This is a genomic window from Candidatus Zixiibacteriota bacterium (assembly GCA_034439475.1).
Classification (GTDB): domain Bacteria; phylum Zixibacteria; class MSB-5A5; order GN15; family FEB-12; genus JAWXAN01.
In genome coordinates this window covers 1-25090 of sequence record JAWXAN010000046.1, presented here as the reverse complement: position 1 = coordinate 25090, position 25090 = coordinate 1, and the positions used below count along the sequence as shown (strand labels likewise).

Annotated in this window: 24 protein-coding genes; 23 read left to right on the top strand and 1 reads right to left on the bottom strand. The window is 48.3% G+C overall.

The window, feature by feature from the left end; all coding sequences use genetic code 11:
• The first annotated feature begins 17 nt into the window (after positions 1-17).
• From holA to SGI97_06690, 22 genes are all read left to right on the top strand, one after another.
• Positions 18-1019: a DNA polymerase III subunit delta gene (holA, locus tag SGI97_06795; GenBank protein ID MDZ4723595.1), complete on the top strand. Its 1002-nt coding sequence runs from the start codon at positions 18-20 to the stop codon at positions 1017-1019.
• Between the two features lie 42 nt (positions 1020-1061).
• Complete coding sequence (locus SGI97_06790; protein ID MDZ4723594.1) at positions 1062-1640, top strand: sigma-70 family RNA polymerase sigma factor; 579 nt, start codon at positions 1062-1064, stop codon at positions 1638-1640.
• Positions 1641-1691: 51 nt separating this feature from the next.
• Complete coding sequence (locus tag SGI97_06785) at positions 1692-2846, top strand: zf-HC2 domain-containing protein (GenBank protein ID MDZ4723593.1); 1155 nt, start codon at positions 1692-1694, stop codon at positions 2844-2846.
• A 26-nt stretch (positions 2847-2872) separates the two neighbouring features.
• A complete protein-coding gene (locus SGI97_06780) occupies positions 2873-3073 on the top strand; it encodes a PspC domain-containing protein (GenBank protein MDZ4723592.1) in 201 nt (66 codons plus the stop codon).
• A gap of 78 nt (positions 3074-3151) precedes the next feature.
• Entirely contained in the window at positions 3152-3613 is a 462-nt protein-coding gene (locus tag SGI97_06775; GenBank protein MDZ4723591.1) for a PspC domain-containing protein, read from the top strand.
• A complete protein-coding gene (locus tag SGI97_06770) occupies positions 3613-4548 on the top strand; it encodes a DUF5668 domain-containing protein (GenBank protein ID MDZ4723590.1) in 936 nt (311 codons plus the stop codon). The genes SGI97_06775 and SGI97_06770 overlap by 1 nt, the downstream gene beginning before the upstream one ends.
• Before the next feature lie 244 nt (positions 4549-4792).
• Positions 4793-5521 (top strand): (d)CMP kinase, encoded by a 729-nt coding sequence (cmk, locus tag SGI97_06765; protein ID MDZ4723589.1) that lies wholly within the window; start codon positions 4793-4795, stop codon positions 5519-5521.
• Between the two features lie 2 nt (positions 5522-5523).
• Positions 5524-6147 (top strand): lysophospholipid acyltransferase family protein, encoded by a 624-nt coding sequence (locus SGI97_06760; GenBank protein MDZ4723588.1) that lies wholly within the window; start codon positions 5524-5526, stop codon positions 6145-6147.
• A gap of 14 nt (positions 6148-6161) precedes the next feature.
• Positions 6162-6545 (top strand): RidA family protein, encoded by a 384-nt coding sequence (locus SGI97_06755; GenBank protein MDZ4723587.1) that lies wholly within the window; start codon positions 6162-6164, stop codon positions 6543-6545.
• A gap of 176 nt (positions 6546-6721) precedes the next feature.
• A complete protein-coding gene (locus SGI97_06750) occupies positions 6722-7234 on the top strand; it encodes a hypothetical protein (protein ID MDZ4723586.1) in 513 nt (170 codons plus the stop codon).
• Entirely contained in the window at positions 7231-7734 is a 504-nt protein-coding gene (locus SGI97_06745) for an NADH-quinone oxidoreductase subunit K (GenBank protein ID MDZ4723585.1), read from the top strand. The genes SGI97_06750 and SGI97_06745 overlap by 4 nt, the downstream gene beginning before the upstream one ends.
• 2 nt (positions 7735-7736) lie before the next feature.
• Complete coding sequence (locus tag SGI97_06740) at positions 7737-9275, top strand: proton-conducting transporter membrane subunit (GenBank protein ID MDZ4723584.1); 1539 nt, start codon at positions 7737-7739, stop codon at positions 9273-9275.
• 112 nt (positions 9276-9387) lie between these two features.
• Positions 9388-10044, top strand: coding sequence for a DUF502 domain-containing protein (locus SGI97_06735; GenBank protein MDZ4723583.1), 657 nt, complete (start codon positions 9388-9390; stop codon positions 10042-10044).
• Complete coding sequence (locus tag SGI97_06730) at positions 10041-10946, top strand: CBS domain-containing protein (protein ID MDZ4723582.1); 906 nt, start codon at positions 10041-10043, stop codon at positions 10944-10946. The genes SGI97_06735 and SGI97_06730 overlap by 4 nt, the downstream gene beginning before the upstream one ends.
• A gap of 50 nt (positions 10947-10996) precedes the next feature.
• The gene (locus SGI97_06725) at positions 10997-12202 is read left to right on the top strand and encodes a sodium:calcium antiporter (protein MDZ4723581.1); all 1206 of its coding nucleotides are present in this window, start codon (positions 10997-10999) and stop codon (positions 12200-12202) included.
• A gap of 147 nt (positions 12203-12349) precedes the next feature.
• On the top strand, positions 12350-12787 hold the full coding sequence (locus SGI97_06720) for a hypothetical protein (protein MDZ4723580.1): 438 nt from the start codon (positions 12350-12352) through the stop codon (positions 12785-12787).
• Positions 12788-12882: 95 nt separating this feature from the next.
• Positions 12883-14601: a protein translocase subunit SecD gene (gene secD / locus SGI97_06715; GenBank protein ID MDZ4723579.1), complete on the top strand. Its 1719-nt coding sequence runs from the start codon at positions 12883-12885 to the stop codon at positions 14599-14601.
• A gap of 34 nt (positions 14602-14635) precedes the next feature.
• Positions 14636-15559 carry a protein translocase subunit SecF gene (gene secF, locus SGI97_06710; protein ID MDZ4723578.1) on the top strand — a complete coding sequence of 308 codons (924 nt, stop codon included), beginning with the start codon at positions 14636-14638 and terminating at the stop codon, positions 15557-15559.
• A 191-nt stretch (positions 15560-15750) separates the two neighbouring features.
• Positions 15751-16344: a cupin domain-containing protein gene (locus tag SGI97_06705; protein ID MDZ4723577.1), complete on the top strand. Its 594-nt coding sequence runs from the start codon at positions 15751-15753 to the stop codon at positions 16342-16344.
• Positions 16345-16486: 142 nt separating this feature from the next.
• A complete protein-coding gene (locus SGI97_06700; GenBank protein ID MDZ4723576.1) occupies positions 16487-17242 on the top strand; it encodes a DUF4159 domain-containing protein in 756 nt (251 codons plus the stop codon).
• A 112-nt stretch (positions 17243-17354) separates the two neighbouring features.
• On the top strand, positions 17355-20789 hold the full coding sequence (locus tag SGI97_06695; GenBank protein MDZ4723575.1) for a DUF4175 family protein: 3435 nt from the start codon (positions 17355-17357) through the stop codon (positions 20787-20789).
• Positions 20790-20812: 23 nt separating this feature from the next.
• Positions 20813-22657 carry a hypothetical protein gene (locus SGI97_06690; protein ID MDZ4723574.1) on the top strand — a complete coding sequence of 615 codons (1845 nt, stop codon included), beginning with the start codon at positions 20813-20815 and terminating at the stop codon, positions 22655-22657.
• On the opposite strand, the gene SGI97_06685 is transcribed toward SGI97_06690, so the two are convergent.
• Positions 22654-22902 (bottom strand): hypothetical protein, encoded by a 249-nt coding sequence (locus tag SGI97_06685; protein ID MDZ4723573.1) that lies wholly within the window; start codon positions 22900-22902, stop codon positions 22654-22656. The two genes, SGI97_06690 and SGI97_06685, sit on opposite strands and share 4 nt — an antisense overlap.
• 160 nt (positions 22903-23062) lie before the next feature.
• On the opposite strand from SGI97_06685, the gene SGI97_06680 reads away from it, so the two are divergent.
• Positions 23063-25090 (top strand): DUF2723 domain-containing protein (locus SGI97_06680; GenBank protein ID MDZ4723572.1); only part of this gene is annotated, 2028 nt, incomplete at its 3' end.

Genomic DNA, 25090 nt, shown 5'->3' with positions numbered 1-25090 from the left:
GTGGTATACTTCTCGCTATGGCCTTTTCAAGCAAAAGCTTGACCCCAAAACAACTGCTGAATGATATCTCTGCGGGCAAGTTCAAAACGGCGTACTATTTCTACGGCAGCGAAGACTATCGCATAGTCGAAGCTGAAAAATATATCGCCCGTGAGTTTCTCCCCGACAAACAGCTCATGACCAACTACCGGCGGTTCAACGGCCGAAAAGTTTCCTGCGTGGAAATCCTTTCGGAATTATCAGTGTACCCTATGCTTGGCGAGCGCCAAGTATTCGGGATTACCGAATTTCAAAGCTATAAACCGACAGAAATTGAAAGAATCCTCAGGCTTCTATCACCGCCTGACCCGAATAGACTGGTTATCTTCAGTTCTCCCTCTGCCCGGGCGCCAAAATGGGACTCGGCGTTTATAAAAAATATGGCCGAGTCGGCGACGGTTATCGAATTCAAGAAACTCACCTCCGTCGAAACCGAATCTGTAATTATCTCACGGCTCACAAAACTTGGCTACACAATCACTCGGGACGCGCTCGATAGGCTTCTCGATGCTGTTGCTGGGAACAGAGGGGCACTCGAAGGCGAACTGGAGAAGCTTCGGGATTTTAAAGGTGATGACAAAACAATTGCCTTGGATGACGTTCGCGCGGTTACCTCCGGGTTTCAAACCTATATTGTCTATTCTCTCGCTGATGATGTAATCGCAGGAAAGACAACTGCGGCCCTGAAGAATCTTCACTACTTGCTCTTGGAAGGCAGCACCCCCACAAGTATCGTCTACTTTCTCGGCGAGCATTTCACAAATCTCTATCTTGTTAAAAATGGGAAATCATTGACTTCCCGCTTTGCATGGAAAGCCAAAGATTATCGGCCGCAGGCCCAAAGTTTTAGCAATGAAAATCTTGAGAAAATACTCATCGAAATCGCAAGCGTCGACAGCCAGCTTCGAAATAGTCCACCAAGCGCGGCTCTGCTACTTGAAACACTTGCCATTAATATGATTAGTGCGGTCAACCTCTAAATTTGACCCATCAATACGCTTTGATCAAGTATTTTGGAAGAAATGACACCTGAACGAGTAGAGAAGATGGTAGCGCCGCCCAACGAACAGAAGCTCATTGAGGCGGCCCAGCAGGGAGACAAGGCGGCCTTTGGGCAGATTGTCCGGTTGCATCAGAAGCAGTTGTTTCGATTCATTTATGGCCTGACTGCTAATTTTGACCGAACCGAAGATATAGTCCAGGAGGCATTTGTTAAAGCCTATCAGGCGATTAAGAATTTTCGGACGGGTTATGATTTCTATCCGTGGCTGTCGACCATCGCCCGGAATTTGACCTATAATCAGATTGCCCGCGAGGAGAAGAAAGATTCATTAGATAAATTATCCGAGACTGGTTTTGACCCCGCCTCGCCAAACCTTGGACCGCTTGAACAACTTCTCGATAGCGAAGCCGAGCGCCGATTCCAAAAAGCGCTGATGGCGATACCTATAAAATATCGGTCGGTTTTTGTTCTGAGACATTATGAACAGATGGATTATGCCCAAATTGCCAGTTACCTCAAAATACCGCCCGGCACGGTTGACTCACGATTGTTCAGAGCGAGGCAGATGTTGCTGGACGCACTGAAAGATTTGTTATGAAGAGATTGATGTACGATTTTGATGTTGCAAAAATTATGAAGACAGGCCCGAATGGATCATTCATACTTTAGAGACAGGGTCTCAGCCTATATGGATCAGAACCTTCCTGCAATGGAACAGGAGTTACTGACCCACCATGTTGAAAAAGAGCTGTGTCCCGAATGCAATAGGCTTCTCCAGGAGTTACGCGCTGTCGACGGAATGGTCAGCAAACACAGCGGACTCTCTGAGAACGAATACTGGGAGAAATCGGCACAGTCCATAGATAAACGGCTGGCAGGGGTGTCAGAAACTGATGTAACGGCGCTAAACCGCCCACCTGCAAAAAATGCTTCGCGACGGCGGTTGCTTGCGACTGCGGCATCGCTGGTTTTGTTCACATTCCTCGGAATCCATTACAGTGATATCTGGAAGGAAAACGGGGTTGCACCGCCATCTGATTCCCCATCGTTCTGGCAGCAAGAACCAATTCAGGTTGCTCCGCTTCCTGTCATAAGCGATTCTTCTCAAAGAAAATCTTCGGCAACAAATGCTCCTGTCGAGAGATTGCCCGAGTCAGTTGATTTGCGCTCACAAGAAGCCAAAAAAAATGAAAGTCTTGCAACCGCAACAACCACGCCAACGCAACAACGGCCCTTATGGGATCAAATTGACAAATATGAGACGCGCACCGATTCGCATCAGATAAGCCGCGTGCCGCGTCAACAATCAGCTCCGACCGGCACGGCGGAAAATGATCCTGCCCTTTCTGCTGAAGACAGATCCTTCAATAACTATTCCTCAGGGGCAGAATTCGAAGATATTAAACTCACACTCGACGAATGGCGTTCAATCCGCGACTCTCTCGAAGAATTGGTTTCAGTTGAGGGCGAAGACTCAGCGGCAGAGGAAGAGCCAAGAGCTAATGTGATGAATAAGTCTGCCAAACAGGACCGAAGTCCTGCGTTACCTTCAGCCTCAAGCTCCGCTCGGCCGCAAAATCTTATGCAGAAGAAGGAGTCCGGACCTGCTTCATCGGCAGAACAGCTCATCCTAACCGGGCGAACATTGTCATTTTTGGAGGCTACCTTGAAAATTTATGAGCTAAGCCCAGACTCGGTTGAACGTGAGAATGCTCTGTCTACTCTTCAGCGCTACGCCTCGAACAAAGATTCTATTGTTTCAAAACAGGCAAATAGTTATCTTAACCGTATAGAAAAGAAATAGAGTTTAATTCATAACGGGAGGACGGGATGAGAGAGAAAAAGCGGATGTATCGTTCTGCAACCGACAAAAAGATTGCCGGCCTCTGCGGCGGTTTAGGCGACTATTTTGATATCGACCCAACTATTATCCGAATAATTTGGCTGGCTTCGGTCTTGGGAGCCGGATTTGGATTATTGGCCTATCTCATCGGCTGGGTTGTCATTCCGGTCGAGCCGCAAAGGGTATAGATTTTCACAACCTTTTCAATCTCTGCCCGTATATCCCATAGATACTGATAGATTAATTTTTATTCGAGGTTAGGGAAGATGAAAAAACGGCTGTATCGTTCGACGACTGATAAAATGATCGCTGGCATTTGTGGCGGATTGGCTGATTATTTTGACACCGATCCGGCATTAGTTCGCATTTTGATGGTTGTTCTGTTCTTTTCCGGCGTCGGATTTCCGGCATATATTGTCGGCTGGATAGTTATTCCGAAATCATACAATTTGGCGTTGCCGACCGACAGTCAGGCCTCTGCTTCACCCCTGGATAGTGTTCCCCCCATTCGAAGCCGACCTGCTTTTTGGAGCAGTTATTATCCGGGCGTAATATTTATTTTGGTCGGAGCGGCGATGCTCATGCGCGAATTCTGGCGTTGGTTTGATTTTGGCGATGTCTGGCCGGTTATCCTCATTCTTGCCGGTGCGGCTGTGATATTTTTTGGCCGCGCTTCATCGAAAGGTATGGTACAGTCAACTCAGGAACAGAATGGCGGCACGGTATAATGACTCCGGCAAGATTCCGCTGGGGAATGCTGCTTGTCCTCATTGGCGCCCTTCTCCTGCTTCGGAATATGGATATTATCGGCGGACGTTTCTGGGAAGCCCTCGTCTTTTATTCGCCATTTTTGTTTATTGCCATTGGGATAGAAAAAATATTCACCGGCTCGCGGGTGCAGATTATTTCTTACCTGTCGACCATTGCGTTGGTCGCCGGCGCGGTCTATGTCTCATTCCTTTCGACATCCGAAGGACGATTGAATTCAATGTTCCGCATCGGCGTCTCGTCGTATTTTGACGAGAAGGTTTTCCGCGCGGTGCCGGCGGAAGATGAACCTCTCCGCTCGATTCTTGTCGAAATGCAACTTTACGACACCCACCTTGAAGTCCGCGATGCTTCTGATGACGTGCTCTATGCCCGTGTCGGAAAATACCAGGTTAAGCCCGAGTTTTATTATAACGTCTCCGGGGACGAGGCTCATGCAATTTTTTCTCAGACGCGTAACCATGTTATGGGCAATGTCATAAAATTCGAGTTAAGTGATAAAGGAGACGAGGATTGGACTGTGCGGTTCTCGCGCGATATCCCGCTTGAACTGCGCTGTGCCTTCGAGGGTTCTGACATCCATCTTAACCTCGCCACAACGCCTCTGCGAAAACTCGAGATGCGAGCCGACGCCTCAGACGTCTATTTGGTTATCGGCACACTTCAACCTGAGGTATATCTCGACTTGACTGGCGATGAGGCATTATTCAAACTCCGCGTTCCGACCGGTTCGGGATTAAAGGTGACGGGTGTTAATGACGAAGTCTTTCTCAACCACCTTGGATTGCGCTTGGAAGATAATTATTTTATAAATGACGTTTATAACGATGCGTCGAACAAAATCAATGTCGAGCTTGACGATAGAATCAGCTCTCTTTCCATTGATTATTATTAGCGAAAAAGTCCACAAAAATTTTTATCACCCCTCCAGAAATAGAGCTGGTCTTCTCGTAAGTCGTGTGGGAATTGTCCGATTTTTCTGATCGACTGATGACATTGCAGGGCTCCATTGTTTGGCGGTTACGATTCTCTTTGCTTAGTGACGTTTATGCTAAGCAAAATGTTCGAGCACTTTCTCATTTATGCGCAAAAATATCTTATCGACAACATCTCATGAATATAGATTTCCGGTTGCCTGAATGAGCAATTTATTATACCTTAAAGACATGGCGCATCTGAATAGTAATTTGTTTAACGTGAAACAACGTATTATTGCAATCGACGGCCCATCCGGGTCGGGAAAATCAACGACCGCGAAACTTGTTGCCGCGCGGCTCGGCTACCAGTATCTGGATACCGGCGCGATGTATCGCGCGCTCACTTTCATCGCCACCCGAAATCACATTCCGCCATCCGACGGTGTTACTTTAACAAAGATGGCTTTTGAAATGGTCTTCGAGTTTCAGACAACTGAGGCGGTCAATCGCGTTTTTGTAAATGGGGAAGAAGTTACTTCGGATATACGGACTCCGGAAATAACCCGGCTGGTGTCTGAAGTCTCAGCGCACAAAGGTGTACGTGAGGCAATGGTTGCCAAACAGGTGGAAATCGGTAAAACAGGCGGAATTGTTGCTGAAGGACGCGATACCACAACCGTAGTCTTTCCCCATGCCGAGATTAAAGTTTATCTGGAGGCATCAGTCGATGCCCGTGCACGACGCCGGCTGCTTGACATTCAGCGCATGAATCTCACAAGTTCTGTGGAGGAGCAGATTGCCGATCTGGAACGACGCGACGCATACGATTCAGGGCGGACGCATTCGCCGCTTACCCGCGCCGCAGATGCAGTGATTGTCGATACGACAAATTTAACAATTGAAGACCAAGTGATCGCAATTGTCGACCTGTTAAAATCCGTTCCGTCGTAAATGTGAAACCGAAAATTCTCTACTATACCGGCTGGACAATCGGCCGGATAATATCCAAAGGCATTTTTAGAATTACGGTTTCAGGGCAGGAGCATATTCCGGGAACAGGCGGTTTCATTCTCGCAACAAACCATAAATCGTATTTCGATCCGCTTTTTATCGGAAGCTGGTCGCCGAGGCAACTGTATTATTTTGCCAAATCAGAGTTGTGGAAAAATAAGATTTTTGGCGCCATTATCAGCCGGACAAACGCCCTTCCGGTCAAACGAGGCGCAGTGGACAGAACAGCTTTGGATCTTTCGCTGAACACCATCGCCCATGGCAACGGTCTGGTAATTTTCCCTGAAGGCACGCGCTCGCTCAGTGATAAATTTCTTGAACCAAAACCAGGAATTGGATTGATAGCCGCTCGCGCGCGTTGCCCGATTATTCCCGGCTATATTCATGGCACCAATGCGCTTAAAGAATGCTTTCTCGGTAGGAGGCAAATGTCAATAACTTTTGGTCCAGCGATTTCTCCGCTGTGGATTGGCAGTCAGCCATTCGACAAAGAGGGGTATATGACTATCGCCAGAAAAGTAATGGGCGAGATAGAGAAGCTCAAAAACGAAAAAAACAACAAGTGAATAGAAGGAGTTACATGAGAGAAATAATTCATACCGAAAATGCCCCCAAAGCTATCGGCCCGTATTCACAGGCGGTGAAAATATCATGCGGGACTATGATATTCTGCGCTGGGCAAACCCCCCTTGATCCCAAAACTATGGTACTCGTGGGAGAGACCGCGGCCGAGCAATGCAAACAGGTCATGGCCAACATCCAGGCTGTCCTCAAGGCGGCTGGCGCTGACTTCTCAAATGTTGTGAAGACAACTATTTTCCTCAAAGATATGAATGATTTTGCTTCAGTAAACGAAGTGTACGGCGGCTATTTCTCGGCCCCCCCTCCGGCACGGTCTACTGTAGAGGTCTCACGGTTGCCAAAAGACTGTCGGGTCGAGATCGAAGTCATTGCCATGGCATGAGGCTTGTAGCATTCCAAACTGCGCTAAGCTGCGACCATAAATAGAGTCAGTCCGCGACTTTTATCTCATACTTGGCAGGAATTGTCCGATACTATTTCAATGCGATCGTACACTATTACCGCGTCAAACATGGACAAAACCGGCCCTGATACTATTCTGCGGCGGACAAGATAAGTATGTCGCAGTCCGAAGATCCGACCATTCTCTTCTGGGTCTGTGCCGCGACAGCTTTGCTCTGCGCCCTTCTGTCAGTAAGCCTGAAAGAAAGCCGACGCGCTGGATTTGCGGTTATCGGAATGCTCCTCGGTATCTCAGGACTTTTGTACGCGCTCGGTGCAATTACCGTAATGCTGGTTCAGCTCGGTATCTGTGTGGCCGCATATTTTCTCTTACAGGCCCGCAAAACGAAGGCATCTCAATCGTCCAATTTTGGTCTGACCATTCCACAGGATATCAATGGGATGACTGTTTTCCTAATCTGTCTGCTGATACTTTTCGGTGTGCGGTTCAGCATACTGAGCACACGAATCTGGAAATTCTCGAAAGCATCAACAACTGATACAGGCACTTTAGCTGTGGTCACTGAACTAATCCAGCGCCATCTTCCGCATATAGCGGCCATTCTCATTATTTCGGCTGGTCTGTTTATTGCGATTCGGCTGAGTCGCTCTGAAGGACTTACTGAATGAATCAGTACCTTATATTCGGCGGACTTCTCTTTGCGATTGGACTCTTTGGCGCGTTGACAAGGACATCCACTGCGGCTGTTTTGCTTTCTATACAGCTCATGGCCACCGCTGCGATAGTGACTTTTGTGACATTCAATCATTTTATTGTCTCCGATGGCAACAGCGGGCAGATATTTGCGATAGTGATTGCGGTCGTGTCTGCCGCCCAGCTCTTACTCGGCGCGCTGTTTGTACTGCGCACGTACAAAAAGGAGTCGCTTGCGGCTCTCAACATGATCAAACGGCGTTGGCTTCTTCTTGTCATCGGTGTGTCGCTTATCGGTCTCTATAAACTTGAGACGGATCCATCACGTGAGCGCGTCTGGCCGTTGCTGACCCTTGTCTCCGCGCTTGGACTGATTGTAATGGCGCTCGCTTCGCGTCACTCGCCATCCAAAAGAGAGGAGCAGACGCCGTCCGAGCCGCCTGCCACAAGCAAAGAAGAAATGACGTCGGTTTGAATATGAACAACATCGGTTCACTTTTCAACGCGCATTTTATTCTTCCTGAACTTCTCATAACCGTCACTTGTCTGATGATCGCTCTGTGTGGGCGTTTCTCTAAATTTCGTAACTCACTTTGGCTTGGATACAGCGCGATTTTCTCACTCCTGTGTGCCGGGATTATATTATGGGTTTTTGGGTATGGGCAAGGATATAGCGATATTATTTTCAATGACCCCTTTGCGGTTTTTTGCAAAACTGTAGTATTGATTGGCGCTACTCTCGGGCTTATTCCATCTGTACCATCAATAGCCAAGCGTTACGGGCATCGTCAGGGAGACTACTACGCCCTGCTTTTACTGATGGTGCTCGGAACGCTTTTAGTCTGCTCCGCGAACGAGTTGGTAATGATCTATCTGGGATTGGAGTTGATTTTTATTCCGCTCTATATCATAAGCGCGTATTTTCATACAAACGACTTCGCAATTGCGTCAAGCTCCTCCTGCGGCAGGGGACGAGAACTATTGCTCACCGGGGTGTTCTCGTCGGCACTATTTGCCTACGGGTTATCTCTTCTCTATGGTTTGAGCGGGACGACCAACCTCGTTCAGGCAAAAATCAATATGGCGATGACGCAGGTTTCGTTCAACGGGGAGTTTAGTCCGGTGCTCCTTGCCGCCAGTTTGCTTATCGGCGCAGGGCTTCTCATAAAACTATTCCTACCGCTTCTGTCCCTGGCCCGTGAAGAAATGTTTTCTTCTTTCCCAAGTGAACTGCGGTCGATATATCAGACTTCGATCGCGACGGCGGTGCTGGCCGGATTCATAAAAATCTTCATGAACACGCTATTCGCATTCAGCGATCCAGTTATGGCTCCAAATGACTGGGGTACAACGCTTGGACTGTTAGCGGCAGTAGCCATTCTGTATAGTACTGTGGGATTATTCAGTCACAGAGATTTGCCGACAACGATCTACCATCTCTGGATTATTCAGATAGGAATCTGTCTGGCTGGAACGCTTTCGTTGTCTGCGGCGGGTATGACATCGATTGGCTTCACTCTTATAATTCAGACACTCCCTTTTCTCGGCGCATTGGCGATTACCGGATTTCTTCGTCAGAAACAGGAACTTGGCTCTTCAGTCACTATCAGTGGTTTGTATCATGACTCGCCATCGGCCACTATTTCACTGATTATTTTTCTTCTCGCCATGATCGGTGTTCCTCCCACGGCAGGGTTCATCTCACGCTTCGATCTGCTTCAGGAAGGTTTTAGAATAGCGGCGAGTGACGGACGTTTTGCTTGGCTGTATCTTCTCTATGCGGTAATAATACTGTCTTCGTTTTTTGGACTGCTCGCGGTTATCAGAATTATCAGGAGCTTTTTTGTCAAGCGGCCAGATTTTGTTTCGGCCCCATTTCAGCATAGGCCATCTTTAGCGCTCCAATGCGTTATGCTTGTGTGCGCCAGCAGTCTTATTCTCTTTGGTGTGTATCCGGCGCCGCTTGTCGCATTTGTGGCGAATTTACCGTCTGTTTTCGGCTTTCCGGTCAAATAATTCTTGTTCCATTTACGGCTTGCGAAGACCTGTGGATATCGAGTTGACAATTCGAGTTGCCTCTTGTATACTCGTCCGGCTGGCGGCTTAGTTATGGCTGTCGGCAAAAGAGATGAAAAAGCTCCTTAATCTCATCAAGCGGTATTTTCTCAGCGGCGTTCTGGTGGTGGTTCCATTTATCATCACCGTCCTTGTGCTGAAATTTCTTTTCCAGACAATTGACGGCGTTCTGAGCCCGCTCATTGAGCGTCTTTTCGGCTTTTATATCCCCGGGCTTGGACTTCTTGCCACCATTCTGCTCATTTTTACTGCCGGCATACTTACTCGAAACTTCCTTGGTAATCAATTCTACCGTGTGTGGGAAGCTATACTCGCGAAACTGCCGTTGATTCGCCCGATTTACTCGTCCGTGAAACAGTTGCTGGAAGCGATGACATCATCTGGCGAGAAGTCTTTCGATGACGTCGTTATTGTGGAATATCCCCGCAAGGGAATATATAGTATAGGATTTGTTACCAACCGAATGGAGATGACGATGGCGGAGAAGACATCAAGGCTGATTTCTGTTTTCATTCCGTCAACGCCCACACCTCTTTCGGGAATGATAATTCTTGTCCCGTCCGAGGATGTGACTGTTGTGGATATAAGTATCGAGGATGGGATTAAATTTATTGTTTCGGGCGGCGTTGCGGCTCCGAGAACATTTCGCGCACGAGAAAACGCCGAAGCATTGGGCACACAGTCGTCATCCCAGGGAGTCAGAGAATGAAACTTGCGAATTTGCTTGCCGAACGCCGGATAAATATGAAGCTGCATGCCGGCACGCTTATCGACGCCGTCAAAGAACTGCTCGATTTGTTAAAAAGCGAGGGGGTAAAATTTGATTACGATGAAGTCGTGCGTTCTGTTCTCGAGCGAGAAGAGATCGAAAGTACCGCATACGGACACGGCTTTGCTTTTCCTCATGCGCGAACCGATGCCGTAAGCGAGATGTACATTCTCATTGGCCTTTCAAAACAGGGATTGAGCGCCAAAACTGTCGACAATGAGCCGCTCAAAGTAGTGTGTCTGCTCTTAACTCCTTCGACTATCGCAAAGCTTTATTTGCAAACTCTCTCCGGACTAGCTTCGTTTGCGCGCAAACCCGGCATTATGAACAATATTCTTACCGCTGAAAAATCGGCCGACCTGATAAAGCTCATATCCGATGCAAATGTCACAATAGACAAGGAACTTATGGTCAAAGATGTCATGCGTCATGATGTCGCCTGCGTTACTCCCGATGACAGCCTTCGCGAAGTTGCCAATCGGATGTTCCGTTATCGACTGTCTGGCTTGGCGGTCGTTGATGATAAAAACAAACTTATCGGTATCATCAACGACCGCGACCTTATAAAGGCGGCCTTGCCGGATTACAAATCGCTTATTTCGAATCTAAATTATTCAATGGAAGTAGAGCCCTTTGAGGAACTGCTCAAGCAGCAGGATAAAATCAAGGTAGCTCAGTTATATCGCAAAGAATACGAAGTCACGACGCCCGAGACACGCATCGTCGAAGTCGCGGCGATGATGATTTTCAAAGATGTCCGCCGCGTCTTCGTAACCGAAAACGACAACCTTGTCGGTGTGTTGCTTCGTAAAGATATTGTCAACATGATAATTCGCGGCTGACAGAGAATCTGTTATTATTTAAAGGACAGGGAAGGGATTGATAATTATACATGAGTCATGAGCGGGAGCACTATGCGATTACGCCATCGCTCTATATTATACTAATACTTGCGATTGTTAGCACACTGCCCGGTTCGTGGCTAGGGTTGACACACGCTCACATTTCTCCGATTACCGGCGCGATTATATCCGGTGTTGCTATTTTCGGCGCGGCTTTTATGTTGTCATGGGCTGCCGAGGCCGCGCAGATCGATATCTCACAGGGACTTGCCATCGCAATTCTTGCTCTCATTGCGGTGCTTCCTGAATATGCGGTCGATTTTGTCTTTACTTGGAATTCTGCGCATGACCCTTCACAAAAAGCGTACGCCCTGGCAAATATGACCGGAGCCAATCGACTGCTGGTCGGGTTGGGCTGGCCGGTGGTGCTATTTCTCTATGTTTTTTTCAAGAAGAAAAAACAGATTGTGCTTGAAGAGAGCCAGCGCGTTGAAATCTTCTATCTCGCGCTTGCAACTCTTTATTCCTTCACTATTCCTCTCAAAGGAAGCCTCAATCTTGTTGATACTGTCATACTTGTTGGGCTGTATGTCATGTACGCCCGCCGCACCGCCCAGATGGAATCTGCTGAGCCGGAGTTAGTGGGGCCGGTTAAAATTGTCGCAAATATGAAAACTGTTCCACGGAGAGTGTGCACCGGACTCCTTTTTCTTTTCTCGGGAGCGGTGATTTTCTTGGTTGCCGAACCTTTTGCGGAATCGCTTGTTGCATCCGGGCGCTTGTTGAAAATAAATGAATTTCTGCTTGTGCAGTGGCTTGCTCCACTAGCAAGCGAGCTTCCTGAGTTTGTGATTGCCGCCACATGGACCCTTCGCGGCTCGGCAAGCTTAGCAATGAGGGCTCTTATCTCCTCAAAAGTCAACCACTGGACCCTGCTTGTCGGTACGATTCCGTTGGTCTATGCGATTTCCGGAGGCAAGATTATGCCGTTTGAACTTGACTTAGTTCAGGACCATGAACTGTATCTTACTGCGGCCCAGTCGCTCTTTGCCGTGGCAGTTTTCGTAAATTTGCGGATGAGCCGGCTTGAGGCGAGCGCTCTCTTTGCGCTTTTTATGGCCCAGTTACTGGTTGAAAGCATACGCCTCGAAATCGCCGCCATATATATTGTTTTGGCGGCTATCTATTTTACTCGATACCGCACTTCGCTTTTGCCCGCTTTCCGGGCGGGTTTTGGCCCTAAGAAGAAGCCATGATTGAAGAGGAGTCGAGAGTGCTAAATCATGGTCATTCTTTAACCTGTCTTGTTTCTGCCGGTTGAGCTTGGATAGGCGTGACCCTGAAACTTTGTTCATAAATTGCCGTTGACAGATGACTCCCAGACCGTATATTTGGTAAGTCTTATGATGAATAGTATAACCCGAAAATTTCGAACCGTAATCCATGTCTGGATTATCTCCCTTATTTTTTGCTCGTGGTTTCTGAGCGGATGGTCTTTAGCCAATCGGGATGTTACCTTCCATGACAATTCAGAGAAAATTAAAAATCTTCACTGTGATAATTTAACCCCGGCGCCAACAGCCGACAGCCCTCTCGATGAGATTGCCAAAGGGGAAAAGAAACAGAGCGGTGATGTTCATCAACAGCTGACCGCTTCACTTCCGCCCTCGGACAATTCACAGTTCCGAGCCTACGTTATTAACGAGCACTCTCCGCGAATAGTTACAATACAGCCAATTCTCATCAGGAATGGGGCAATTGCCTCAACGCCTGATCGGGTCTGCGCTTTGCTTGGCCGACAATTCACTCTTGTCGGCGCGCGTCCTTCCGGCACAAGCTAACTCCGTCTATACTTACTGCCTTGGATTTCACAAGGCCCTTTTCTGACAATTTAGAAGAATCGAACTATTAACTTTTTAACACAAAGGAGACCGCTATGTCTTCTGGACAAAAATGGCGCTGGGGCATCACCGCAGTACTGGTGATTTTATCCTTTATGGCGTTTTGGGATACATTCAAGCTTTGGACAATGGACGATGCCGAAAGATCTGCTTTGCAAGAAAGCAATCCGGACAAACTGCTTGAGTTACAGCAAAATTCAATCAGACTCGGACTGGACTTGCAAGGCGGAATTCACACCGTTCTTCGCGTGAAATCGGAGGAACTTGAGCCAGCTTTGCGCGAGGGAGCTGTTGACCGGGCGATGCAGGTTCTGCGCAGTCGAATTGACGGACTTGGTGTTGTCGAGCCGATTATCCAAAAGCAGGGCGAAGACAGAATCATTATTGACCTGCCGGGGTACACCGATGCCAGCAGAGCCGAGGCTCTTATCGGCAAAACGGCTTTACTCGAATTCAAAATGATGGAAAGCTTCGCAACTGCCGAGCAGGTCCTCGCCAAAGTTGACTCGGTTGTCCATAGTATGGAACTTGCCAAGAGTGGCATGACTGAAACACCGCGAACCCCTGCTGATACAACAAGTAAATCAACCGATACGGCATCAAATTCCAGCGATGTTCTTTCTGAAATGATGGGAGACAGTTCGCGCGACACGTCAAGTTTTGAGTTTGACGACAGCGCAAAGGTTGGAGCAGAGGAGAAGCCATTTTCTTCGCGCCTTGAGATCTCAATGTTCAACAGCAAGACCGGCATTAACTGGCCCGGCTTCATTGTCGGTCGAAACGATAAACCGATACTTGAACGCTGGCTGGCATTGCCCGAAGTCCAGCATGTTATTCCTCAGGGCGTCGAGTTTGCCTGGTCAACTCGCTCGTCGATTGTCAACAACCGAGAGGCCTATGAGCTTTTTGTGCTCAAACGGAAAGTCGAATTTCTCGGTCGATTTATTGAGGGTGTCAAACTCGGCGTCGGAGAAAACGGCGGATTTTCTGTAGACTTCCAACTCTCCGGAGACAACGCCAATCGGTTCGGTCAGCTGACTGGAGCTAACATAGATAAACCGCTTGCCATAGTCATGGATGACAAGGTTGAATCAGCCGCCTTTATCAATTCGAAAATCCGTAACCGGGGCCAGATAACAATGGGCTCCTCGGCGAATGTGGATGAAGCTCGCAACCTTGAGATTGTTCTCAAAGCCGGCGCGCTGCCTGCCCCGGTCGAAATCATCGAGAAAAATGTTGTCGGGGCCTCGCTTGGAGCCGATTCAATCCGCAAAGGATTCATCTCTTCGCTCCTTGGACTTATTCTCGTGCTGGCCTATATCGGCGCCTATTACCGGATGTCCGGGTTGATTGCCGATATCGGCTTGCTCTTTAACGTCTTTTTCCTGCTGGCTATCTTAGCGGGACTTGGAGCGACGCTTACGATGCCGGGCATTGCCGGTATCATTCTGACTATTGGTATTTCGGTCGACTCAAATATCCTTATTTTCGAGCGAATTCGAGAGGAGATGCGAACTGGCAAAACGATCAGAGCGGCTATCGATGCCGGATATGATCGAGCTTTCACCGCGATTCTGGATTCGCACGTTACAACACTTATTACTGCCGGAGCGCTCTTTATATTCGGCTCGGGTCCGATCAAAGGATTCGCGATTACTCTGTTTTGGGGTGTGACACTATCACTCTTTACAGCTTACGTTATCACCAAAGCAATTTTTGATATTCGCAAAGGATACAAAACGCTCAGCATCTAACCGCATCAGCAAGACTATATAAAATGAGGATATTATGTTTAGACTAATTGGAGATACGAAAATAGATTTTATCGGACAACGAAAAGTGTCCTTTATTGTCTCGGCGATTCTCTCCGCCATTGGCATTTTTGCCTTTGTCATGATTCTTTTGGGGAAAGCCGAGATGGGAATTGATTTCGCAGGCGGGGTCATGGTCCAGGGTCACTTTGAAAGCCCGGTTTCAATAGAGAGTGTCCGCGCCGCGGTGGAGACAGAATTCAGCGACGCTTCGGTAACTCAGGTGGCGGATAACGAGAACAAGACTTTTATAATTAAAACCAAACGGCCTGAAAGCGATGCCGCAGGCAGCGAAAAACTCGAAGCTCTGGTGGGCGCCTTGGAGAAAAAATTCCCAGGCAATGCCTTTATCCGTGACTCCGAGCATATTATCGGCCCTTCAGTAGGCGAAAGCCTCCGAAAAGACGCCGTGAAGGCAATTCTTATCTCATTGGTAGGAATTCTCGCCTACATCGCTTTTCGTTTCGATTTGCGTTCTGGTGTGGCCGCTACGATCGCAACTTTTCACGATGTCCTAGCGATTATCGGAATCTTTTATATTTTTGGGTTGGAGTTTGACTTGCTCATCGTGACAGCCTTGTTAACCATTGCCGGATATTCACTGACCGATACCGTGGTGGTCTTCGACAGAATACGAGAGAACCTTCGCAAGTACCGAACCAAAGGCGAGTTTGTTAATTCAGTAAACCTTTCCATCAATGAAACGCTCTCGCGGACATTGAACACTTCAATGACCCTGCTCATTGTCGTTCTGATTCTTTATGCCTTTGGCGGAGTGGTTTTGAAGAATTTCTCGCTTGCGCTGATAATCGGAGTTTTAATTGGGACGTACAGTTCGATTTTTGTGGCAAGCCCCATCCTTGTTGAATGGGAAGCCCGCAGTCCGAAACGATTTAAATAAAAGTCGTTTTCTCTCAGCCAAAAATCTTTTGGAAACAAGCCGTTCGGATATTCTCCGAACGGCTTGTTTTTTATCCAAGAGTTTAGACCCCTTTTCATATGTATGGGGGCGGCCTTCCCCACAACAGTCGCAATCTCCCCGCTGTATAAATAGTAAAGATTGTGTAAACTGTCTACGTTAAGGAGAAACAGATGAGGGAAAGATTATTCTTAGCAATTTTATTACTTGGGGCAGGAGGACTGCTTTTATCAAATCTAAAAGAGAACTCAGTAATAAGCCAGACATCGGAGTCTGTAATCAGCCAAATATTGCACGAGGAAACCGACGAAAGCCAGACAGCGAATATGGACAGCATAATATCAAATCATGTCTCCCATATTGTTGTCAATCCGACTGATATGCAGTGGACCGAGGGTCCGTTATTTCTGCCGTCGGGCGCCCGAGTCGCGGTTCTTGAAGGAGACCCAAGCCGGTCAGGCTTGTTTACTATTCGTCTCGAAATCCCTGCTGGGTATAGGATTCCAGCTAATTGGCTTTTCACCAATGCGACTATAACGGTCATTTCAGGCTCTTTTTCAATAGGTCTGGGAGACGTATTTGATGAATTTGAGCTCAAGGAACTTCCAACTGGAGGCTTTACCATGATTGGGGCCGGAACCAGACATTTTACCTGGAGTGAAAACGGCGCAGTCATACAATTAAGTGCAGCCGGGCCGCTAACAGTTAATTATGTGAATGAAGAAGAGAATCCTCACGCCGAATTCGAGGAACAGTCGACGGTTTAACCATCTTGAGCCAGTGAGGAATTAAGATATCAGCTATTTTTAGATTCCATTAGCTGGGCAAATTTTAAGCTTATTTAGCCTTCTTTTCCTCACTTGGCCAGATTTTTCGCCTAAAATGGGCAGACAATTGTATATTGCAGGTATGGGCTCAACTTATAACTACGCAACCTTTCGAACCCTTACTCTATTTTTCGCTATTTCCGTTACTTGGTGCTATTCGATCTCCGCCCAGACTCAGCAAAGAATCAGTCCGATACTTGTGAACCCGCAATCAGACCAGAGTTTACGTTACCATCCTGATCCGTCATCAATTAAAGTCGCCCGACTCCATTATAGCGGAGGAGGGGACTGGTATTGGGGAAGTTCCGCCGTGCCTAACTTTTTGAAATTCGTCCGCGACAATAGCGATTTTCCAGTCGATACAATTGAGCGGCAGGTTCAGATAATGGACGCCGATCTCTTCCGATACCCCTTTCTTTTCGCGACCGGACATGGAGTGATCAGTTTCTCCGGCGAAGAAAAAGAGCGGCTGAAAGATTACCTTTTGGGTGGGGGATTCCTGTTCGTCAATGACTCGTATGGGATGGCCCAGTCATTTTTGAAGGAAATGGCCACCCTCTTCTCGGAGCGTCCAGTTGTCGATCTGCCATTTGACCACAAATTGTATCACAGTTTTTATGATTTCCCAAACGGCCCGCCGAAAATCCACGAACATGACAACAACCCGCCGCGCGGCTATGCCATAATAATAAATGGCCGGGCTGTGGTCTACTTCCTTGTCGAATCTGATATAGGAGATGGCTGGGAAGACAGCCAAGTCCACAATGACTCGCCGGAGAAACGCGCTCAAGCTTTAAAAATGGGGCTAAACTTACTTGCCTACGCGCTGTTATACTAACGAGACAATAGGCGTTCCGCTCGATTGAAAAGGGCCGAACGACAATACAGAAAATGAAAGAAGATTCGCGAACAAAGAACAGCCGAGACACGCAAACACCGAGGAGTCTACTATGAGTCCGATTGAGTCCACCAGCAGCCTGATTGATAAATTAAAAGGAATCTTGCTCAAACAAAGGCTGATGCTTTTCACCGCCGGCCTGCTTACCACAGTTGCGGCTGGAGTCGGCATGTGGCTTCTGCTTTCAGTACTTGCCAATGTGATGGTACTTCCGGTTTGGCTCAAAGTCTCGTTGCTTGTGGCCACGGCTGGCGTCACACTTTTCTTTTTTGCGCGGTTTGCCTTCTCTCGCCTTTTCAATGGCAATATTGAGTCTGTCGCTTTGGGACTGGAACAGAAGAATCCCGAACTCAAAGGCCTGCTTATCGCCGCCATTCAGTTTTCTCGGATGAAAAGCAATCCCGGTTTTTCCTCGGAACTGATGGAAGCCACCCAAATGCATGCAATCAGTCGGGCTGGCAGTGTGAACTTTAACGAAATCGTTTCATTTCATCCTATTGCACGGACCAGCCGGTATCTTGCCGTCTCCGCCGTTCTTGGCGCGGCTATGCTCTTTATCTTTCCCGGACTGTTTAGTTACTCATACGAGGTCTTTTCCAACCCGACCACTGAAATTGCACCACCGCTTTCATATCAGGTTAATCCCATTCCTGGCACCACCGAATGGGTAAAATACCGCGACATCCAAATCGGCGCAGCCATTATCGGACAGAGACTGCCCCAGCAAGCTGTCATTCATCATCGTCTGACAGGGGGAAGCTGGCAGGAATCAGCCATTGATCTCAAGACTGTCGACTATGCTGCAATCGCCGCTGGTGATTCAGTCGTCGCCGAGTTGACTCTTCGCCAGATCAACAAATCTTTCGAGTATTATGTCACGGCCGGCCGGATTAAAAGCGATGTGCAAACGATTACCGTGGTCGACCGCCCCCGCGTCGAAAATATCCGCGTTGCCATTTTCTATCCTGACTACACCGGATTACAGCCGACGACAATCGACGAAAACAACGGCTCATTTTCTGCTGTGGTCGGGAGCCGGGTTAACCTCTCGATTGAAACAAACCTGCCGATGCAGAGCGCCGAGTTGGTTTTTCAGGATTCAAGCCGCACACCCATAACGGTCAACAACAAGACCGGTGAACTGTCGCTCGTTGTGGATAAATCGCGCAGTTATTATGTCAGCCTTGTCGATCGACTCGGTGAGACCAACCCCGATCCGATTGAGTACACAATTACTGCCATTCCCGATGAATATCCGACGGTGGATGTTATTCGCCCCGGGTTTGATGCCAATTTGACCGAAGAGATGATGCTGCCGCTTTTAGCGCGTATCAGTGATGATTATGGCTTTTCGTCGCTTGTGCTGAAATACTCGATTTTCTCACGCGGTAAGCAGTCGGCTGAAAACGTCGCGGTTATTCATTTCTCGGAGAAAATAAAAGTCGAAGGCGACATTGAATTTAACTGGGATATGGAATCGCTTGCCTTGTTCCCGGGAGACTATGTCAGTTACTTCTTTGAAGTCGCTGATAATGACCGCGTCTCCGGACCAAAAATAAGCCACTCGCGCCAGTATATCGCGCGGCTACCTTCTTTGGAAGAAATTACCCAGCAGGCTGAAACTGAAGGCGAAACGCGTATCAGTCAGACAGAGAAACTTATTAAGACAGGCAAAGAACTGGTACAGCGGATGAAAAGCGCCGGACGCAAGCTTGACTCGCAAAATCGTGACTCCAAAAAAGCCGACTGGCAACAGCAGAAAGACCTTGAATCCATCGCCGAAAAAAATGAAGAGATGGTAAAACAGATTGATGAAATGGCCAAGGAGATGGAGAAGTCGCTCGACGAATTAAAAGAGAACTCTCTGATGAGCCGCGAGATAATGGAAAAGATGGCTGAAATACAGAAGCTTTTCGAAGAAGTCGCAACCCCGGAAATGCGCGAAGCTCAGAAGAAGCTCATGGAAGCCCTGGAGAAACTTGACCGAAACGAGATGCAAAAGGCCATGAAAGACTTCCAGCTCTCCCATGAAGAAATGATGCAGCGTCTCGAACGGACAAAATCTTTGCTCAAAAAAATGCAGATGGAGCAGAAGATGGAAGCCATGATCCGCAAAGCCGAGCAGTTGGTCAAGGAGCAGGAAGCGGTCAACGAGAAGACTGCGGCTTCAAAGGATGAAAAACTTCCGGAACTCCAGTCAGCGCAAGAAAAAGTAAAGAACGATTTGGAAAATCTTAAGAAGGAAGTAGGTGAACTCAAGGAAGCAATGAAGAATGCCGAGATGGAGAAGTCTCCTGAGGCTCAAAAATTTGCCGAAGCGCTCGAAAAGACCGATGCCGAAAAAAATATGCAGCAGTCATCCTCGGCTCTTAAACAGTCGCAAAAGCCAAGCGCAATGAAGCAGGAAAAAGAGGCGCTCTCGAAATTGAGCGAGATGCTGAGTGAAATGCAAAAACAGCAGATGGCCATGCAGGGCGGAGAAAATAAAGAATCTGAACGTGCAATTCGACAGGCAATCGATGATGCCAATCAGCTATCTCAAAATCAAGAGAGCCTTCTGCGAGAAGCCGCAGCCATGCAGCCCAATTCGATGGTTATGCGTGATATGGCCGAATCCCAGCAGGATTTAGCCGCGGCGACCGAAGGACTTAAGGGAACGATCGCCGAGCTTGGCAAAAAATCCCCCTTTGTCGCCGCAGAACTTCAAAAGCTTGTGGATCAAGCCTCGCAGAATATGGATGAGGCCACAAAACAATGCGACAGCAAAAACAGCGCAGGCGCAACCTCCCATCAGCGCGAGGCAATGGCCTCGCTGAACAAGGCTGCAAATCGCCTAATGGAGTCGCTTGACCAGCAGAAACAGTGCAATAACCCCAGTAGCAGTTGCAACAGCGGCATGCCCAAGCTTGAATCGCTTGCTCAGCAACAACAGCAGTTAAACGAGAAGACCCAGGGGATGTGTCCCGATGGCCAGCAACCGATGCCAGGACAGGGGAATCGGTCGGCCATGACCCGTGAGGGACTTCAGCGAATCGCCGGAGAACAGGGTTCAATCAGGAAATCGCTCGAAGAGCTTGAAAAGGAATTCGATGGCTCGCGTCAGATTATGGGTCGCCTTGATGATATTTCCAAAGAAATGAAGAAAGTAGAAGAAGATCTCTCCAACGGAGAAATAGGCGAAGAAACATCCCAGCGGCAGTTGAAAATATTCTCGCGCATGCTTGAAGCCACGCGGACAATGCAGCGCAAAGACTTCGCCGAACAGCGTCAGGCGACATCGGCGAACTCACAAGCAGTCTTTCTTCCCGCAGAATTGAGCGGTGATTTGCTCAATAACAAAACCGAATTTGAAGATCGCCTGAGACGCTTTTTGAGCAGTGACTGCCCGCCGCAATACCAGGAGCAGATCAAGGCGTACTTTAGGTCGCTATTGCAAGCCGGCACAACAGAAAACAGCGCACCGCAGACAGCGCCAGAGGTACAGTGAGCACTTCATCGGCGAACCGGTTTATGCCTCAGTTTTTAATGATGCCTGTTTTGATATTTCTCGTCGGGGTAGTTCCGTCAGTATCATCGCAGGATGGCGGAGTCAGACCTCTCCCGATTGAGATAATTACAAATGAAAATGACCGCTCCGGCGACGAACGTATCATCGTTGCCCGTCAATTGATTCGCGCAAGAAATTTCGAGGGCGCATCCGCGTTGCTCGAAACAATCTATGAAAGTGCTCCGAGTAACGAACTTGCGGCCAATCTTCTCCGCGCATGCTATACCGAACTGAAATACCACGAGAAGAACGAGACGCTCCTCCGGGCGATGGCCGATCGCTTTCCGCTGAACTATACCTACCGCCTCAGTCTCGCTGAATCGCTTGTTGATCAAGGGAAAATTGAGCCAGGGAATCAGGAGTATGACAGAGCCGCTGAACTCTTAAAATCGCTGGGAGCAAAACAGTATCTGGTTATAGTGCGAAGTCTCATCGCCCATGGTCAGGAAGAAAAAGGTCTCAAACTCATCGAACGCGCCCGCACTGAAAGCGGAGATTCGCTTCTCTTTGGTCTCGAGCAGGGAACGCTCTTTGAGAAGCAACGGGATTACCGACGCGCCACTTTGACTTTTCTGCCGTTGACCGCCGAGGATACCTCGTTTATCGGCATAGAGGCCGAGAAACGGCTTTTTGCGATGCTTGAATTTGCCGAATCAACGACTATAGTAGAGAAAACCCTGTTGGAAAATATACCTGCTATTCTCGGAGGGAGGACGGCCGCGCTTCTGGCCGCTTATTATATCAAAGCCGGGCGATATGATGACGCCTTTGGATTTTCTCTTCGGCAGGATTCGCTCGATAATTCGCAGGGGTTTCCGCTACTTGATTTTATGAGGCAATGCAGCGAGAGAAAGGCCTACGCCCAGGTTATTCGGATGGCCGATATCTTTAAGAGCCGCTACCCCGACAGCCGGCTGATCATGGAAGCGCATTTCCGTCATGCCGACGCTCTTGCGGGGATGAACCATTCGACCGAAGCAATTGCAATGTATCAGGCGATGCTTCTCTCACCCAATCCGCAGGACAAAGCCGAGGCTCTATACCACATTGGGGATATTCAACTCAATAAGCTCGGTGACCCCGAATCAGCGCTTGCATCATTTACGGTATCGATCGAGGCAAGCAAGCGAGGCCTGCCGTACCTCAACTCACGCCGGTCGGTTCCCATTTGTCATGCCCGAGCGGGGCGATTGGATCAGGCGCAGACTGAGTGGGCGGCACTTGCGGGGCAAAAAATCGGTGGGGAAGATATGGTGGAAGAGTTTTTATATTCCCTCGCCCTTGTGGATTTCTTTACCCATAATTATGACTCAGCCGAGACGGGTATGCGACGGATAATCATCCAGCATCCGCGCGGATATTTTGTCAATGACTGTTTGCGCCAGCTTCTAATTATCTCTGAAGCCAAAGCGAGCCCGGCGATACTCAATGACTATGCCGATGCCTCATACTTTGCATACCGTCGGATGACCGACTCCGCCTCAGAACGGCTCGAGCGGCTGACTAACGCCGAAGATAAATTACTCGCGCCAGTCGCGCTTTTTGATTTGGCTCAGATTGAATTGAATGAATTTGATTCGACCAATGCGATTGGGTATATCGACCGGCTGGTCGACCAATTCCCGGATGCTCATCCCGTCCCATACGGACTGAAGATAAAGGCAGATATACTCGCCCAAGATGAATTATCGCGCCAGGAAGCGATTGCGATTTACCGTCAGTTGCTTGAATCGTATCCGAATTTTCCCTATAGCTCGGATGTCCGCAAAAAACTCAGACAACTGAATGAACCGTTGTCTGTCGGTTAAAATTCCTGAAGTTTTTCCCGGCCCTCTTTTAAAATTGCGACTTGCTGTTCAAGAGAGAATATCCGATGCTCATACATCTCGATCTTCTTGTTCTTGATCTTGGTCGTGGTTCGTACCAGCAGTCCCAATGAGATGAGCATGAAGAGAACCGAGTTGAGTCCGCGAAAGAACTCACCCATATTCATGATCGCGTCGACGAACGCAAGAATCCCGAGACAGAAAAGAATGGCACACCAGATAAACATAAAAACCTCCACCCACATATCTTGCCACCAGACAATAAAATAGTAGTTGGCATTGTCCGACAGGATGTTATATTGACGCTCAATTTTTTAATCCGTTGCCGGATATTACTATATATCGGCAAGTACAGGGAGCGGCTTGAGGAGCGATAAGGAGAAAGAAGTGGCAGAGCCTCAGATAGTGGGAAGCAATCAATTTGACAGAACAAATGCCGTTCTGGCCGGTCTGGTCTTCATTGTTTCATTTGTGGTCTATGCCTTGACTGTCCAGCGGACCATCTCGTACTGGGATTGCGGTGAGTTTGCCGCAGCCGCGAGAATCCTCGGAATACCACATCCTCCTGGCACACCCCTCTTTGTCATTATAGGCCGGCTTTTTTCCGTTATTCCTTTTGTCGAGGATATCGCCCTTCGCATTAATTATATATCCGTGATCTCATCGGCCTTGACAGCCATGTTCAGCTATCTGCTTACCGTCCGGCTTGTTCAATATTTCTTCAATGGAGAAAAGCAAAACCCTCTATTTCGTTTTATCGCCTATTGCGGCGGCATAGCGGGCGGATTCTTTGTCGCTTTTTCAAACACTAACTGGGGCAATTCGGTGGAAGCAGAAGTTTATGGTTTGGCGCTTGCTCTCTCGGTCGCCATAGTCTGGCTCGCTGTGCGATTTTACGAAGAGCGGGGCACACCGCAGGCAGCCAGGACATTGGTTTTGGCCATGTATCTCGCGCTGCTTGGTGTTGGTATTCACATGACTGTTTTTCTTGTCGTGCCGGTATGCGCGATCTTCTTCATGTTCAACCGGGAAGCCGTGGCCCGAGACTGGGCATTGATCTGCGGTTTTGCGATTCTTGAACTGGCCATGATTGTCTTTTTTGCCGATGGACGGGGCGGGCATCAGCTCTTTCTGCTCATCTCTGGTGTGCTGGGATTGGTTCTGCTCGGAATGCTCTTCAGGAAAATTAACTGGGGAATTCTTATCGCAATCATTTCGGTCAGCACGATTATGATGAGTTTCTCGCTCTATATTTGGGCGACGCCGATTAGTGTCCTTGTTATTCTCGGATTATCGGTGTTGGCAAAACAAAACGGCTGGCGTTTTGAATGGAAGACATCGCTAGCCGTTATCCTTGTCGCCTTTGTAGGCTTTTCGGCGCACTTCTTTCTGCCCATTCGATCCGAACACAATCCCCGTCTTGACGAAAATAATCCCGCCCGTGACTACAATACTTTCATCAATTTTCTTGACCGCAAACAGTACGGCCAGGAATCGATGGTCACGCGGATGTTTAATAGACGTGGTGAGCTAAAAAATCAACTTGGACGCCATGCCCATATGGGCTTCTGGTCTTATTTTGAAGATCAATACTCGCGCCCGGGATGGAGCTTTGCGCCATTTTTTCTCCTTGGGCTATTAGGCGTCGGACTGGCTGTCAAGAAGCGAATGCAAATAGGCATGCCTATCCTCACACTCTTGCTTTTGACCTCTGTGGGACTTGCGTTATATATGAATTTTGCCGATGGCACGCAATACAATTTCCAAACTGGCGACGCTTATCTCGAGGTGCGTGACCGGGATTATTTCTTTACTCCGGCCTTTGTATTTTTTGGAATTGCCATGGGTATGGGCGTGTCGGCAATCATGTACCTGCTCTTTACAAAATTATCGGGGGCTGAAGGTCGCCGCCGAACTTTTGTCTATGCTTCGGGTGTTCTTATACTTCTGCCGGGCGTCGCTCTGGCGAAAAACTATTATCTTAGTGACCGATCACAAAATCGACTGGCCTACAATTACGCATACAATATCCTACAGTCGTGTGAAAAGGATGCGATTTTGTTCACATCGGGCGACAATGATACTTTTCCGATCTGGGCTCTGCAGGAAGTTTATGACTTCCGCAAGGATGTCCGGGTGGTAAATCTCTCGCTTGCCAATACTGATTGGTATATCGAGCAGATGAAGAATGTCTACGATGTCCCTATTTCACTTACTGACAGCCAGATTCTCTGGGTTCCCATAGTAGAGCGGGGACGAGAAAGCAGCCGTCCTGTTAAACAGTTCAATGACCGTCCACGGCGTCGCATGACCTATCTCCAGCCGACTATATTGAATGATCGGATTGTAAAAGTAGCCGATATGATGGTCGATGAAATTGTGCTCGAAAATAAATGGGAGAATCCGATTTATTTC